The 12,980-nt window shown below is 36.3% G+C and carries 14 protein-coding genes; 4 read left to right on the top strand and 10 right to left on the bottom strand.

The features are described from left to right. Nucleotides 1-106: 106 nt before the first annotated feature. The 7 genes from gabT to Q9B79_RS22615 all read right to left on the bottom strand — a co-directional run bounded on the left by gabT (nucleotide 107) and on the right by Q9B79_RS22615 (nucleotide 7,469). Nucleotides 107-1,471: a 4-aminobutyrate--2-oxoglutarate transaminase gene (gene gabT / locus Q9B79_RS22645; RefSeq protein WP_306187833.1), complete on the bottom strand. Its 1,365-nt coding sequence runs from the start codon at nucleotides 1,469-1,471 to the stop codon at nucleotides 107-109. Nucleotides 1,472-1,625: 154 nt separating this feature from the next. Beyond that, on the bottom strand, nucleotides 1,626-2,372 hold the full coding sequence (locus tag Q9B79_RS22640) for an HAD family hydrolase (protein WP_306187831.1): 747 nt from the start codon (nucleotides 2,370-2,372) through the stop codon (nucleotides 1,626-1,628). Nucleotides 2,373-2,509: 137 nt separating this feature from the next. After that, nucleotides 2,510-3,415 carry a diacylglycerol kinase gene (locus Q9B79_RS22635; RefSeq protein ID WP_000977677.1) on the bottom strand — a complete coding sequence of 302 codons (906 nt, stop codon included), beginning with the start codon at nucleotides 3,413-3,415 and terminating at the stop codon, nucleotides 2,510-2,512. A 470-nt stretch (nucleotides 3,416-3,885) separates the two neighbouring features. Then, complete coding sequence (gene gatB / locus Q9B79_RS22630) at nucleotides 3,886-5,313, bottom strand: Asp-tRNA(Asn)/Glu-tRNA(Gln) amidotransferase subunit GatB (RefSeq protein ID WP_001047685.1); 1,428 nt, start codon at nucleotides 5,311-5,313, stop codon at nucleotides 3,886-3,888. A gap of 14 nt (nucleotides 5,314-5,327) precedes the next feature. Then, nucleotides 5,328-6,785, bottom strand: coding sequence for an Asp-tRNA(Asn)/Glu-tRNA(Gln) amidotransferase subunit GatA (gatA, locus tag Q9B79_RS22625; RefSeq protein WP_000051441.1), 1,458 nt, complete (start codon nucleotides 6,783-6,785; stop codon nucleotides 5,328-5,330). 15 nt (nucleotides 6,786-6,800) lie between these two features. Next, nucleotides 6,801-7,091: an Asp-tRNA(Asn)/Glu-tRNA(Gln) amidotransferase subunit GatC gene (gatC, locus tag Q9B79_RS22620; protein WP_071729694.1), complete on the bottom strand. Its 291-nt coding sequence runs from the start codon at nucleotides 7,089-7,091 to the stop codon at nucleotides 6,801-6,803. A gap of 141 nt (nucleotides 7,092-7,232) precedes the next feature. Continuing rightward, nucleotides 7,233-7,469 (bottom strand): YiaA/YiaB family inner membrane protein, encoded by a 237-nt coding sequence (locus Q9B79_RS22615; protein ID WP_071729696.1) that lies wholly within the window; start codon nucleotides 7,467-7,469, stop codon nucleotides 7,233-7,235. Between the two features lie 231 nt (nucleotides 7,470-7,700). On the opposite strand from Q9B79_RS22615, the gene Q9B79_RS22610 reads away from it, so the two are divergent. The 4 genes from Q9B79_RS22610 (at nucleotide 7,701) to Q9B79_RS22595 (ending at nucleotide 10,151) form a co-directional block, all read left to right on the top strand. After that, nucleotides 7,701-8,183, top strand: coding sequence for a MarR family winged helix-turn-helix transcriptional regulator (locus tag Q9B79_RS22610; RefSeq protein ID WP_029437208.1), 483 nt, complete (start codon nucleotides 7,701-7,703; stop codon nucleotides 8,181-8,183). Nucleotides 8,184-8,259: 76 nt separating this feature from the next. After that, on the top strand, nucleotides 8,260-9,441 hold the full coding sequence (locus Q9B79_RS22605) for an ArsA family ATPase (RefSeq protein ID WP_306187986.1): 1,182 nt from the start codon (nucleotides 8,260-8,262) through the stop codon (nucleotides 9,439-9,441). Further along, the gene (locus Q9B79_RS22600; RefSeq protein ID WP_306187823.1) at nucleotides 9,434-9,625 is read left to right on the top strand and encodes a DUF3926 domain-containing protein; all 192 of its coding nucleotides are present in this window, start codon (nucleotides 9,434-9,436) and stop codon (nucleotides 9,623-9,625) included. The genes Q9B79_RS22605 and Q9B79_RS22600 overlap by 8 nt, the downstream gene beginning before the upstream one ends. A 58-nt stretch (nucleotides 9,626-9,683) precedes the next feature. Further along, the gene (locus Q9B79_RS22595; protein ID WP_306187984.1) at nucleotides 9,684-10,151 is read left to right on the top strand and encodes an HXXEE domain-containing protein; all 468 of its coding nucleotides are present in this window, start codon (nucleotides 9,684-9,686) and stop codon (nucleotides 10,149-10,151) included. Nucleotides 10,152-10,321: 170 nt separating this feature from the next. Here the strand turns inward: Q9B79_RS22595 and Q9B79_RS22590 are convergent, their stop codons facing one another. Genes Q9B79_RS22590 through Q9B79_RS22580 form a run of 3 tightly spaced genes read right to left on the bottom strand, consistent with a single transcriptional unit; the run spans nucleotide 10,322 to nucleotide 12,860 of the window. Further along, nucleotides 10,322-11,164, bottom strand: coding sequence for a MetQ/NlpA family ABC transporter substrate-binding protein (locus tag Q9B79_RS22590; protein ID WP_306187821.1), 843 nt, complete (start codon nucleotides 11,162-11,164; stop codon nucleotides 10,322-10,324). Between the two features lie 21 nt (nucleotides 11,165-11,185). After that, a complete protein-coding gene (locus Q9B79_RS22585) occupies nucleotides 11,186-11,851 on the bottom strand; it encodes a methionine ABC transporter permease (protein WP_001261880.1) in 666 nt (221 codons plus the stop codon). Then, a complete protein-coding gene (locus tag Q9B79_RS22580; RefSeq protein ID WP_306187818.1) occupies nucleotides 11,841-12,860 on the bottom strand; it encodes a methionine ABC transporter ATP-binding protein in 1,020 nt (339 codons plus the stop codon). Before Q9B79_RS22580 ends, Q9B79_RS22585 begins: the two co-directional genes overlap by 11 nt. Between the last annotated feature and the right edge of the window lie 120 nt (nucleotides 12,861-12,980).

Raw genomic sequence — 12,980 nt, 5'->3', positions numbered from 1 at the left:
CTAACTTCCAAAATCCATCGATTCACTTCACTACCTTTATTATAAAGTGAATTTTCTGCATTTTATATAGAGTCAGCTAGAATGTTTGCTATTTATTATTTAGCTTTTAAACACGAGCAGTATTTGCTTTCTCATAGCAGACTTGCAATGATTCTTCAATGATTGTTAATCCTTCTTCAAGTTGCTCATCTGTAATCACTAATGGCATTAGTACACGAATAACATTACCGTAAGTTCCTGCTGATAGTAGAAGTAATCCGCGTTTGTTTGCTTCTGCGCACAAATTAGCTGTTAATGTTTTATCAGGTGCTTTCGTCTTACGGTCTTGAACGAGCTCGAACGCGCACATTGCTCCTAAACCACGCACATCACCGATGCAATTATATTTATTTTTCATCTCTTCGAATCGGTTCATTACGACTTTTCCTAATTCTATCGCTCTATCATTTAAATTCTCTTTTTCTATTACATCCAGTACCGCTAATGCTGCCGCACATCCTAGTGGGCTTCCCGCATACGTTCCCCCAAGCTCTCCCGGTGCAGACTCATTCATAATTTCCTTGCGCCCAATAACACCACTAATCGGTACACCAGCACCTAATGATTTAGATACCGTAATTAAATCGGGAACAACATCATAGTGATCAATGGCAAAGTACTTTCCTGTACGGCTAAATCCTGTTTGAATCTCATCCGCTACAAATAAGATACCGTGTTCTGAACAAATATTGCGTACTTCTTGAACAAACTTCTTACTCGGAATGATAAATCCACCTTCACCTTGAACAGGTTCCATGACAACGGCTGCAATTGTTTCTGGTGCTACTTCTGATATGAAGAAATTCTTAAACTCTTCAATCATAAAGTCATCGTACTGCTCTTCAGTTAGTCCTTCTGGGCGACGATATTCATACGGGAATGGCGCTTTATATACTTCTGGAGCAAATGGGCCAAATCCAAATTTATATGGTTTTACTTTACTTGTCATCGTCATTGTCATTAATGTACGTCCGTGGAAACCTTTAGAAAATGCGATAATACCAGGTCTTTTTGTATATTTACGAGCGATTTTCACCGCATTTTCAACCGCTTCGGCACCACTATTTAAAAATAGTACTTGCTTATCAAAACTTCCTGGCGCTAATGCTGCAAGTTTTTCTGCTAATTCAATATATGGCTCATACATCATGACATTAAATCCAGTATGAATGTATTGATTCACTTGTTTATGAAGCGCTTCTTTAACAGCTGGATGACAATGACCTACGTTAATTGTTCCGATTGCTCCTGCGAAATCAATGTACTGATTACCATCAACATCTGTTACAAGAGCACCATTTGCAGATTGTACAAACGTTGGGATGCCGTTACTTACTCCTTTTGGTACTATATTTTGGCGGCGTTCTAATAAAGACGCTGCTTTCGGTCCAGGAATTTGTTCATTTACTTTAGCAAATTTTTTTGTGTTCATTACGTACCCCATCCTTTTCTTTACATTGTTTTCTCTTTTCATTGCAAAATGTATGCCAACATTCTTTTCCACTATTCATCCTACATACCTTCTATGTTGACATAAAAAATAAGTCTACAAAGACTCATTAAGAGTCCCTGTAGACTTATTTTTCTTACACACTAGACTTTCCTTGTTCCCAAATAAACTCACCCGAATGAGAAATGAAATCTCCAACAGATTGTACTACTAAATCCGCAAGTGGTTCTAACGTTTGACGATCACCTGTACCAGATAGTACTCCAATTGCATAGCAATCGCCGCCATTTCTCGCTAAATATAAATCGGTTGGAGTATCTCCAACGACCGCCACTTCACATGCTTCTAAATGAAACCTCTCACAAAAAGATTCTACAATTCTTTTATCTGGCTTTTGTGCCGGAAACGTATCTGAAGCTACAACATAATCAAAAAAAGAATCTAATTGATACTGTTTTAAAAATAATTCTGTCGGTGCGTAATCATCAGCTGTCACAACACCCAAAATAAATCCTCTATCCTTTAAACCCTGTAAAATCCTCGGTAAATCCGCCGTCATTTTCATATAGGAACGATGCTCATACATAAGAGAAAATAATTTTTCACTTACCCACTCATGCATCTCCTCTTCCTTACATGACGTAATATGCTTACAAAGCCCCTTTGCAACATCAAGGCTTGTTCCTGCCGCTATCGCGCTAAGAGGGTTCACAAATACCCCATCCACGCCGATTTCTTTTAATAACGTAGGCTGCATTGACTTTGGTAGTTCATATAAATTTATACATTCTGCCACAAGTTCTTCAGCTACTTTTATCCAAATTGAATGAAAATCCATTAACGTCCCGTCTTTATCAAATAGTATTGCTTTTACCTTCTCCATAGCATCCTACCTCTCGTTTCTTATCTCCTCCAGTGTATCAATAAAGTATGGATATAAAATAAACGAATTGTAAAGATACCATAAAAATCAAACTAACTTCCAATTTACAATTCCTCTATATAATAAAAAGGATGCCTTTACAGGGCATCCTCTTGGTGTTCAGGAACAAAGAGTTCAAGACAATGATACATATTTTCGAATTCCATCGGTGCATCTCCACCGTATTCACCATCTAAATTAATCATTAGTTTATCTGGTGAATGTACTTTAATTCGATTTGCTTGTGTGTATAGCACTTTTGGATTATTAATATGTTCACCACGCTGCGCTTGTGTTGCTGCTTTAATTAAGTCAGCGATAGAACCTTTTTTCAGCACTAATAAATCGAATAAGCCATCGTTAATTGATGCATATGGTGCTACCTTTTCAAAGCCGCCCACTGAACGAGTATTCGTAATTAAAAACATCGTAATTTCTTCTTGTAGTAATTTTCCATCATACTCAATTTCAACATATGTTGGATGTAATGACGGTAACATTTCGATACCTTTTAAATAATAAGCAAGTTGTCCTAATACTGTCTTTAGCTTACTCGGTACTTCATATGTTAATTCTGTAATACGACCGCCACCAGCGATATTAATAAAGTATGTATCGTTTGCTCTACCAAGGTCTAATGGTACAGTTTTCCCTTCACAAATTATATCTGCTGCCTCTTCAATAGAACGAGGTACACCGATTGCACGTGCAAAGTCATTAGTCGTTCCAACTGGAATAATTCCAAATTTCGGACGGAATTCATGCCCAACTAAACCGTTTACGACTTCATTTAACGTGCCGTCACCACCAGCTGCAATAACAACATCAAATTTACGCTCTACAGCTTGCCTCGCCGCCACAGTTGCGTCTCCAGGACCCGTTGTCGCATGACAAGACGCTTCATATCCAGCTTGTTCTAATTTTTGTAGTACTTCTGGTAAACTCTTCTTAAATAGCTCACGCCCAGAAGTAGGATTATAAATAATTCTTGCTCGCTTCATCATTTATTAGCACAGGAAATTTCTTTATGTATTAAAAAAGAACATACCGAACTTCTATTCAGTATTCCCATGCCTACCTCCTCTCATCTTCCTATCCTTTTTTTATCTCGCTCAAACAGGCAGTAAGAACCCGATTCGTGTAGCCCATCAAAAATAAATATTCATTTTGATGGTTTTGTTTTATTTGACAAAAAATCTATGTCCATCTATTTCCTCTTAACAATTTACATATAACGAATAATAATTATCTATTATTTCATGAGATGAAAAAAACCTCTATGTCTAGATTTATCATTATTCCCACCTTTTTGCAACTATCATACCATAGTTGCTATACAAACATTTTTCCACTTTTGACAGTTAATCAAACGTTTGTTTAAACGATTTCCTTTCATTTAAACAAACGTTTGATTAACCTAGAAAAACACCCATGTACGGGTGTTTTTCTACTTAACCTTTAAAAGTTACTACTATTATCGCTTATTAATCTCTTCAAGTAAGATTTTGTTAACAAGCGGTGGATTTGCTTGTCCTTTTGTAGCTTTCATAATTTGACCAACTAAGAAGCCAATTGCACGGTCTTTACCGTTTTTAAAGTCTTCGATAGATTGCTCATTATTATCAAGAATTTCTGTTACAACTTTACGAAGTGTACCCTCGTCAGAAATTTGAACAAGACCTTTCGCTTTAACGATTTCTTCTGGGTCTCCACCTTTTTCAATTAATTCGTTAAATACTTTCTTCGCGATTTTAGAAGAAATTGTACCTTTTTCAATTAATTGAACCATTTTAGATAAACCAGCAGGCGTTAATGCAACGTCTTTTAATTCTTTTTGTTGTTTGTTTAAGTATGCAAGCACTTCACCCATTAACCAGTTTGATGTTAATTTCGCATCAGCACCGTCTGCAACAGTTGCTTCGAAGAAATCAGACATTTCTTTCGTTAATGTTAATACGTGTGCATCATAAGCTGGTAAGCCTAATTCTGCAACGTAGCGAGCTTTACGTGCATCGGGAAGTTCTGGAATAGAGGCACGAACTGCTTCTTTCCACTCATCATCGATGTAAAGTTCAACTAAGTCTGGCTCTGGGAAGTAACGGTAATCGTCAGATCCTTCTTTCACACGCATTAAGATTGTTTTCTTCGTTGCTTCATCATAACGACGTGTTTCTTGTTGGATGATACCGCCAGATAATAATTCTTTTTCTTGGCGCACTTGCTCGTGCTCAAGACCTTTTTGTACGTAAGTGAATGAGTTTAAGTTTTTCAGTTCCGCTTTTGTACCGAACTTCTCTTGTCCAACTGGACGAAGGGAAATGTTCGCATCACAACGTAGGGAACCTTCTTCCATCTTACAATCAGATACGCCAGTGTATTGAATGATTGATTTTAACTTCTCTAAGTATGCATATGCTTCTTCTGGCGTACGCATATCTGGCTCAGATACGATCTCGATTAAAGGCATACCTTGACGATTGTAGTCTACTAATGAACCATCAGCTGTATGCGTTGATTTACCAGCATCTTCTTCTAAATGAAGACGTGTAATACCGATACGTTTCTTTTTACCGTCTACTTCGATTTCAATCCAACCATTTTCACCGATTGGCTTATCAAATTGAGAAATTTGGTAAGCTTTCGGATTATCTGGATAGAAATAGTTTTTACGGTCGAACTTCGTTTCCGTTGCGATTTCACAGTTTAATGCCATTGCAGCTTTCATTGCAAAGTTAACTGCTTCTTTATTTAAAGTAGGAAGTACCCCTGGGTATCCTAAGTCAATTACACTTGTTTGTGTATTTGGCTCCGCTCCGAATTCTGTTGGACTCGCAGAGAAAATTTTCGAATTTGTTTTTAACTCAACGTGAACCTCTAAACCAATAATTGTTTCTAAATTCATCTATGCTCGCCTCCTTACAGACTTGCTTTTTTTGTATGATAGTCTGTTGCTTGCTCAAACGCATGTGCAACGCGGTAAATTGTCGCTTCATCGAAGTGTTTACCAATGATTTGTAGACCAAGTGGCATGTTGTTAGCACCGAATCCACATGGAACAGAAATCGCTGGAACACCCGCTAAGTTTACTGGAATTGTTAAAATATCATTTGCATACATTGTCATTGGATCATCAACTTTTTCGCCCACTTTAAATGCCGGAGTTGGCGTCGTTGGTCCAATAATAACATCGTAGTTAGCAAATACATTTTCAAAGTCGTTTTTAATTAATGTACGTACTTGTTGTGCTTTTTTGTAATATGCATCATAGTAACCAGAGCTAAGTGCAAATGTACCAAGCATAATACGACGTTTTACTTCATCACCGAAACCTTCGCTACGTGTGTTTTTGTATAGATCTAATAAATTATTTACATTATCAGAACGAACACCATAACGTACGCCGTCAAAGCGTGAAAGGTTAGCAGATGCTTCAGAAGAAGATAATAAGTAATACGTTGCTAGAGCGTATTTAGAGTGTGGAAGAGATACTTCCTCCCAAGTTGCGCCCATACCTTCTAATACTTTTAAAGCAGCTAGTACTGACTCACGAGCTTCTTCGCCAACACCTTCTCCTAAGTATTCTTTCGGTACAGCAATACGTAAACCTTTAACGTCGCCTGTTAAACCAGCTAAGTAGTTTCCTACTTCAACGTTAGCAGAAGTTGCATCCATACGATCAATGCCTGAAATAGCTTGTAATAAGTATGCATTGTCTTCTACTGTACGTGTAATCGGTCCGATTTGGTCAAGTGAAGATGCGAATGCTACTAATCCGTAACGAGATACGCGTCCGTAAGTTGGTTTTAAACCTACAACGCCACAATATGCAGCTGGCTGACGGATAGAACCACCCGTATCAGAACCTAGAGAGAATAATACTTCTCCTGCTGCTACAGCTGCTGCAGAACCACCACTAGATCCGCCTGGAACGTAATCTAAGTTCCATGGATTTTTCGTAGCGTAGAAACCTGAGTTTTCATTTGAAGAACCCATTGCAAACTCGTCCATATTTAATTTACCAATTGTAATTGTGTCCGCAGCTTTTAGCTTTTGCACAACTGTCGCATCATAAATTGGATCGAAGTTTGCTAACATTTTGCTCGCACAAGTAGTACGAAGACCGTTAGTTACAATGTTATCTTTTACACCAATTGGCATACCGAATAATAAACCATTATCTTCAGCACCAATTTTTGCGTCTAATTCTTTCGCTTTCGCGCGTGCGTTTTCTTCATCTAATGTAAGAAAAGCTTTTACGTTATCTTCAACATCCGCAATACGTTTGTAAGATTCTTCTACTAAATCCGTAACGGAAATTTCTTTGTTGTTTAATTTCTTATGTAACTCTGATACTGAATGATCAAATAATGACATCGAAATTCCCCTCCTCTATTCTAATACTGCTGGAACACGGATTTGATTATCTTTGTGATCCGGTGCATTTTTTAATACTTCTTCAACTGGTAAACCTTTTTCTGGTATATCTTCACGCATAACATTTTTCATAGTTAATACATGAGTTGTTGGTTTTACATCTGTTGTATCTAATTCATTTAACTGTTCAGCAAATGTAACAATTGCATCTAGTTGTTTTTGAAATTTTTCTGCTTCTTGATCAGTAATTGCAAGACGTGCTAAATGTGCTACGTGCTTTACATTCTCAACGGAAATTCTTGACACGGCTAGGCCACCTCCATAATATATCGTTCAATCTACAATACTATTGATGATACCAAATTTTCAGTACTTCAAGCAAGTCAACACACGGCACTTACGGCATTTTTACATAAAAAAAGAAAGGCAAATGCCTTTCTTTACGATTTACTCTTTATCCAACGGTTTATTTTTCGGAAATCTCTCGTTATCTTCTTCATTATCACGAATTGTTTTTTGTAATACAAAACACGACATCGTCAAAAATAATGTGCCTAATAAATAGTATCCCTTTACACTAAGCGTTGCATCTAATGTATATATCCCTATTAACATTCCAGAAAGCGCACAAACAAATGAAATCCATGCTAAAAACGTGAACGCTTGCGTATTACGTCTTCTCATCGTTCTCCCCCTCGTTAGCTGTACACCCCTTATAGATAAGTATATTTACCATGATGGATCTTTATGTAAATTCTAGTTTTATATTTATAAATCTACTATCAAACAATACGATTTTTATTTTTGTTTTCTTTCTAGTCTGAAAAAACAATTAAAATCATTGACATTTATTTCAATTCTACATAAAATAAAAACAAATATTACGAACCTCGAAATATACGGGAGTGGAATTAATTGTTGCAATACGAACATTTTTTAGACTTACTGCTAGATAACGCCAAGAAACTTTTCTATCCTGAGGAATGGGTAAGCCTAGATTTAACACTTTCTAAAACAGAAGTATTTTGTTTACTTTGGATGGAGCGAAATACAGATATTACAATGACAAAAATCGCTGACCTTCTTGATATACCGATGAGTACAACGACAGGTGTTGTAAATCGCCTTGTAAAAAAGGGATATATCGAAAGGTACCGTGATGAAAACGATCGACGCATTGTATTGATTCGCTTAACAGAAAACGGTGTAACGCTCGTTCAAGAAGTAAAACAAAATGCAGCCCATTACTTTAACCTAGTGACAGAAGCATTATCAGAAGAAGAAAAAGCATTCTTACTACAAATATTCCAAAAGATTATGAATCACATTGCTACGTCACAGCAAAAAAATGAAGAAAAAGTTTCTACACCTAAAATGAAAAACATTCCGATTGAATAAAAACCCTAATAGGGTTTTTATTCAAAAAATTATTTCGTAACTCGTAATATTCGATATTCGAAACAAAGGGGATATGATAATGAGAATTATTTTGTATACAGGTAAAGGCGGCGTAGGAAAAACTAGCATTTCAGCAGCAACTGCACTTCAAAGCGCAAAACAAGGATTAAAAACTTTAGTAATGAGTACAGATCCAGCTCATAGTTTAGGAGATTCATTTAGTATAAAGTTATCTTCTGAGCCACTAGAAATTCGTGAAAATTTGTGGGCACAAGAAATTAATACAATTTATGAAATGGAAAAGGGGTGGGGAAAGTTACAGAAATATATTACACTACTCTTCACTTCAAAAGCAGCTGATGATATTACAACAGAAGAGTTAACGATGTTTCCTGGTATGGAGGATTTAATTAGTTTACTTCGCGTACTCGATTATTATAATCAAAACACATATGATGTTATTATCATTGATTGTGCTCCAACAGGAGAAACACTAGCAATGCTCAGCTTTCCAGACATGCTCGGCTGGTGGATGGAAAAACTCTTTCCTATTAAAAGAAAAGTTTTAAAAGTTGTTCGCCCTGTAGCTCAACCACTTCTTGGTGTTCCCCTTCCAACCGATGATATTATGGACGAATTAACAAATACACTTGAACAGCTCGGAGAAATGAGAGATATTTTATCAAACCGAGACGTAACAAGTATCCGCATCGTTGTAAACCCTGAAAAAATGGTCATTAAAGAAGCACAGCGCAGTTTTACGTATTTAAATCTATACGATTATAACGTAGATGCCATTATGATCAACCGAGTCATTCCTAACACTGTCACCGATCCTTATTTTCAAGCATGGAAAGATACCCAAAAGAAATATAAAACATTAATTCAAGATAGTTTTGATCCACTTCCTATTTACGAAGCTCCAATGTTTGAACAAGAAGTCGTCGGTTTACCTATGTTAGAACGCGTAGGAGATGCTTTATTTAAATCAGATTCTTCTCCTACAGAAGTGAAATTTAACGGTCGCACTCAATATGTAAAAAAAGATGACGATGAATATATTTTTGTACTATCCATTCCCTTCTCAAATAAAAGTGAACTTGCATTAAATCAAAAAGGTGATGAGCTTATCATTCGTGCTGGTTCTGTTAAGCGTAACATAACATTACCAAAAACGTTGACACACCTTTCTATTCAAGGAGCAAAATTCGAAGATGATGTACTAAATATTCGATTTGGAGGTGTAGTGCATGCGTGAGGAACTACTAAGGAAGGTAATTCATGCAAAAATAAAAGTCGGTATGCATATATTAGAAGAGTTACCTGCCCCAATCCAGCAATCAGCTAAACAAATGCTAAACATTTTACAAGAAGAGCTAGCTGCTTATCCGAAAGAACAAGAGCATCATGATGATAATTTAAAAAGTATCATAATTGAATAACTATCTCTGTATAGAGGGCCTTTTTTAGGCTTTCTATATTTTATTGGAGTGATGTAAGCTGATGAAAAAATATTCCACTATTATGCTTTGGATTATTCCCTTGTTATTTTTCATTCATAACCTTGAAGAATCTTTCCAAATGCCCCAATATCTTGCTAATCAATTTTCAATTCATTTTATAACAAGCCAGCAATTTTCCGTTGCTATTTCCGCATTAACAATCTTTGTCTTACTTATCGTCTTTCTATATCAACTAAACTTCTTGTCTTCTATATACTGGGTTATTTTTATACAAGGGGCTATATTCTTCAACTCTGTTCAACATATTATTTTGTTTTTCATTTACCGTTCCTATAACCCTGGCGTAATATCGGCAGCTTTTATTTTCATCTTTTCAATTTTCTTTTTTTTATCCCAAAAACACTTAATTTATCAAAAGAAATTCATAATTACACTCATTTCTAGCTTATTTTCTTATCCTATTATAATTTGGATTACCTTACTATTCGCTAGCTGCTTTCAGTAATAAAAAAAGACCAGGAAAACTCCTGGTCCATTACTCTACTTAACACACATTGGATTCTACGTTATACAGAATTGGAAGGTACAGAATTAGGGTTTGTTTGTTAAGTAGATTATATGTTGAACGAACTAACAGCGGAGGGGTTCCTTCTGCTAGTCCGTTAAACCCAATCATTATTTTACGATTTTTTCAAGCTCCTCAAGTGAAAGATCTACTGAAATGGAACCATCATTTGTTTCTTTCTTAATTGCATCTGTTACTTCTTTTGAATGATATAGTTCAATTACTTTTTTCAGTGTTGGATCATCTTTATCTTTCGTACGAGCTGCAAAAATATTAATATATGGCTTCGCATTTTCATTCTTTGGATCTTCTAAGAAAATTGGATCCTTCGCTGGATTTAATCCAGCTTGACCAGCAACACCGTTATTAATAACTGAAGCTGCAACATCTTTTAATACACGAGGTGTTTGCTGTGCGATAACCGGTGTAATTTTTAACTTCTTCGGATTTTCAGCAATGCCGCTTGGATCTCCAAATAAACCAAAGTCTTTCTTAAGCTTTACTAATCCAGCTGCATCAAGAAGTTTTAATGCACGAGCTTGGTTCGTTGGATCATTTGGAATTGCAATTTCTGAACCATCTGGGATTTCACTTGCTTTCTTATGTTTTTCAGAGTATAAGCCCATTGGCGCAATTTGCGTTGTACCAACAGCTGTAATATCTAACTTATGCTCTTTTTTAAATTGCTCTAAGAAAGCAATATGCTGGAATGAGTTTAGTTCAATATCTCCATCAGCTAACGCTTTATTTGGCGTTGTATAATCAGAGAACTCAATCAATTTAACTTTAATCCCTTCTTTTTCAGCTTTTTCCTTTACAATTTCCCAAGCGTTTCCATCCGTTCCAGTTACACCAATGCGAACTGTTTTCTCTTTTGCTCCTGCATCTGAGCAGCCGCTTAACGCTGAAATCCCTACAATTGCCGATAATGCAAATGCTAAAATTTTCTTCATTTCCTTTTCCCCTCTTCCTTTTTATGATCTGCGTAAAAAGACTTTCGCAAAGTAGTTTCCTAAGTTTTGAGCTACCTGTACGAGAATAATAAGTAAAACGACCGTTACGAACATAACTGATGTATCAAAACGTTGATAACCATATGTCATTGCTAAGTCACCAAGACCGCCACCACCGACAAGCCCAGCAACTGCAGAAAATTCAATTAAACCAACTGTCATAAATGTAACTCCTAAGATCAATGGCGCTAACGCTTCCGGTACAAGAATTTCAAAGACGATTCTAAATGGTGAAGCACCCATTGCTTGAGCGGCTTCAATAACTCCCTTTGGAACTGAAACAAGATTTGTTTCAACCATTCTAGCAATACCGATTGATGCAACTAACGTCATTGGAAAAATTGCTGCTGCTGTTCCAATCGTCGTTCCGATAACACTTCTTGTTAGTGGGCTTAAAGCTACTAAGAAGATAATGAATGGAACCGGACGAATTGTATTAATAATGATATTAAGAATAGAAAAGACCCATTTATTTTCTAAAAAGTTTCCTTTTCTTGTTACATATAAAAGTAAACCTAGTGGTATACCAAGAATTGTAGCAAATATAAGGGTTACAATTACCATTAAGAGGGTATCCCCCGTCGCGTCTACTATGCGGGGCCAAAATATACTCCAATCAACTCGCATGAGCTTCTACCTCCTTAAGCTGCACTTGTAATCTTAGATGTTGTAATGCTTTTTGAATTTCTTTCTGCTCACCTTGCAGTTCTACAAGTAGATTTCCAAATAACACATTTTGAAGTTCAATAATATTTCCATACAGTACGTTTACATCGACGTTATAGTTTTTCGCGATATATGATAGTACTGGCTGCCCTGTCTCTTCACCAGTAAATGTTAAGCGATAAATCTGTCCACCATTTTGAATTTTCCCTAGAACACTTTCCGGTAAATGATCATTAATAATAGAGCGTACAAAGTTTTGAGTTGTCTTTGTTTTTGGTTGTGTGAAAACGTCAAACAGTTTTCCTTCTTCAATAACCTTTCCCTTCTCCATTACAGCTACACGGTGACAAATTTCTTTCACAACATGCATTTCATGTGTAATAAGAAGAATTGTTACATTGTATTCTCGATTTACTTTCTTTAATAAGTTCAAAATTTCTGTCGTTGTTTCTGGATCTAAAGCTGATGTTGCCTCATCACAGATAAGGATATCCGGTGATGTTGCAAGTGCTCTTGCAATACCAACACGCTGCTTTTGTCCGCCTGATAGTTGCTCTGGATAATAGCCTGCTTTATCTTCTAACCCGACAAATTTCAGCAGTTCATTTACTCTTTCTTTTATCTCATTCTTTGATACTTTCGCTAATTTTAATGGATACGCAATATTGCCAAACACTGTTCTTGAATTAAATAAATTAAAACTTTGAAAAATCATCCCGATTCTTTGTCTTAGCTTCCGTAATTCTTTCGTCGATAGTGATGTAATATCTTTATCATCTATTGAAATCGTTCCTGCCGTTGGCCTCTCTAACATATTTACTAAGCGTAATAACGTACTCTTTCCAGCGCCACTAAAACCAATAATGCCGAAAATTTCGCCCTTCTCAACTGATAACGTTACATCCTCCACCGCATGAACAGATTGCCCACCTGATTCATATACTTTACTTACGTTGTTAAAAGAAATCATTTTTTTCCCTCCTATATGCTGTAAAAACTTGAAGTAGAGCTTTCGAGGTAAAATAAAAAGTGCTCTCCCTCTTATCAAACATAAAGATAAGAAGGAGAGCACTTATATGTACTCGGTCAC

The sequence above is a fragment of the Bacillus sp. MHSD_36 genome, assembly GCF_030757775.1.
Taxonomy (GTDB): Bacteria; Bacillota; Bacilli; order Bacillales; family Bacillaceae_G; genus Bacillus_A.
This window is presented reverse-complemented; position numbering and strand designations above follow the sequence as displayed.

Coding starts and splice junctions, on each gene's coding strand:
- Q9B79_RS22585 (WP_001261880.1), bottom strand. CDS start 11,851: ATGCGAGTTGATTGGAGTATATTTTGGCCCCGCATAGTAGACGCGACG.
- gatA (WP_000051441.1), bottom strand. CDS start 6,785: ATGTCATTATTTGATCATTCAGTATCAGAGTTACATAAGAAATTAAAC.
- Q9B79_RS22580 (WP_306187818.1), bottom strand. CDS start 12,860: ATGATTTCTTTTAACAACGTAAGTAAAGTATATGAATCAGGTGGGCAA.
- Q9B79_RS22600 (WP_306187823.1), top strand. CDS start 9,434: ATGCGTGAGGAACTACTAAGGAAGGTAATTCATGCAAAAATAAAAGTC.
- gatB (WP_001047685.1), bottom strand. CDS start 5,313: ATGAATTTAGAAACAATTATTGGTTTAGAGGTTCACGTTGAGTTAAAA.
- Q9B79_RS22590 (WP_306187821.1), bottom strand. CDS start 11,164: ATGAAGAAAATTTTAGCATTTGCATTATCGGCAATTGTAGGGATTTCA.
- Q9B79_RS22640 (WP_306187831.1), bottom strand. CDS start 2,372: ATGGAGAAGGTAAAAGCAATACTATTTGATAAAGACGGGACGTTAATG.
- gabT (WP_306187833.1), bottom strand. CDS start 1,471: ATGAACACAAAAAAATTTGCTAAAGTAAATGAACAAATTCCTGGACCG.
- Q9B79_RS22635 (WP_000977677.1), bottom strand. CDS start 3,415: ATGATGAAGCGAGCAAGAATTATTTATAATCCTACTTCTGGGCGTGAG.
- Q9B79_RS22615 (WP_071729696.1), bottom strand. CDS start 7,469: ATGAGAAGACGTAATACGCAAGCGTTCACGTTTTTAGCATGGATTTCA.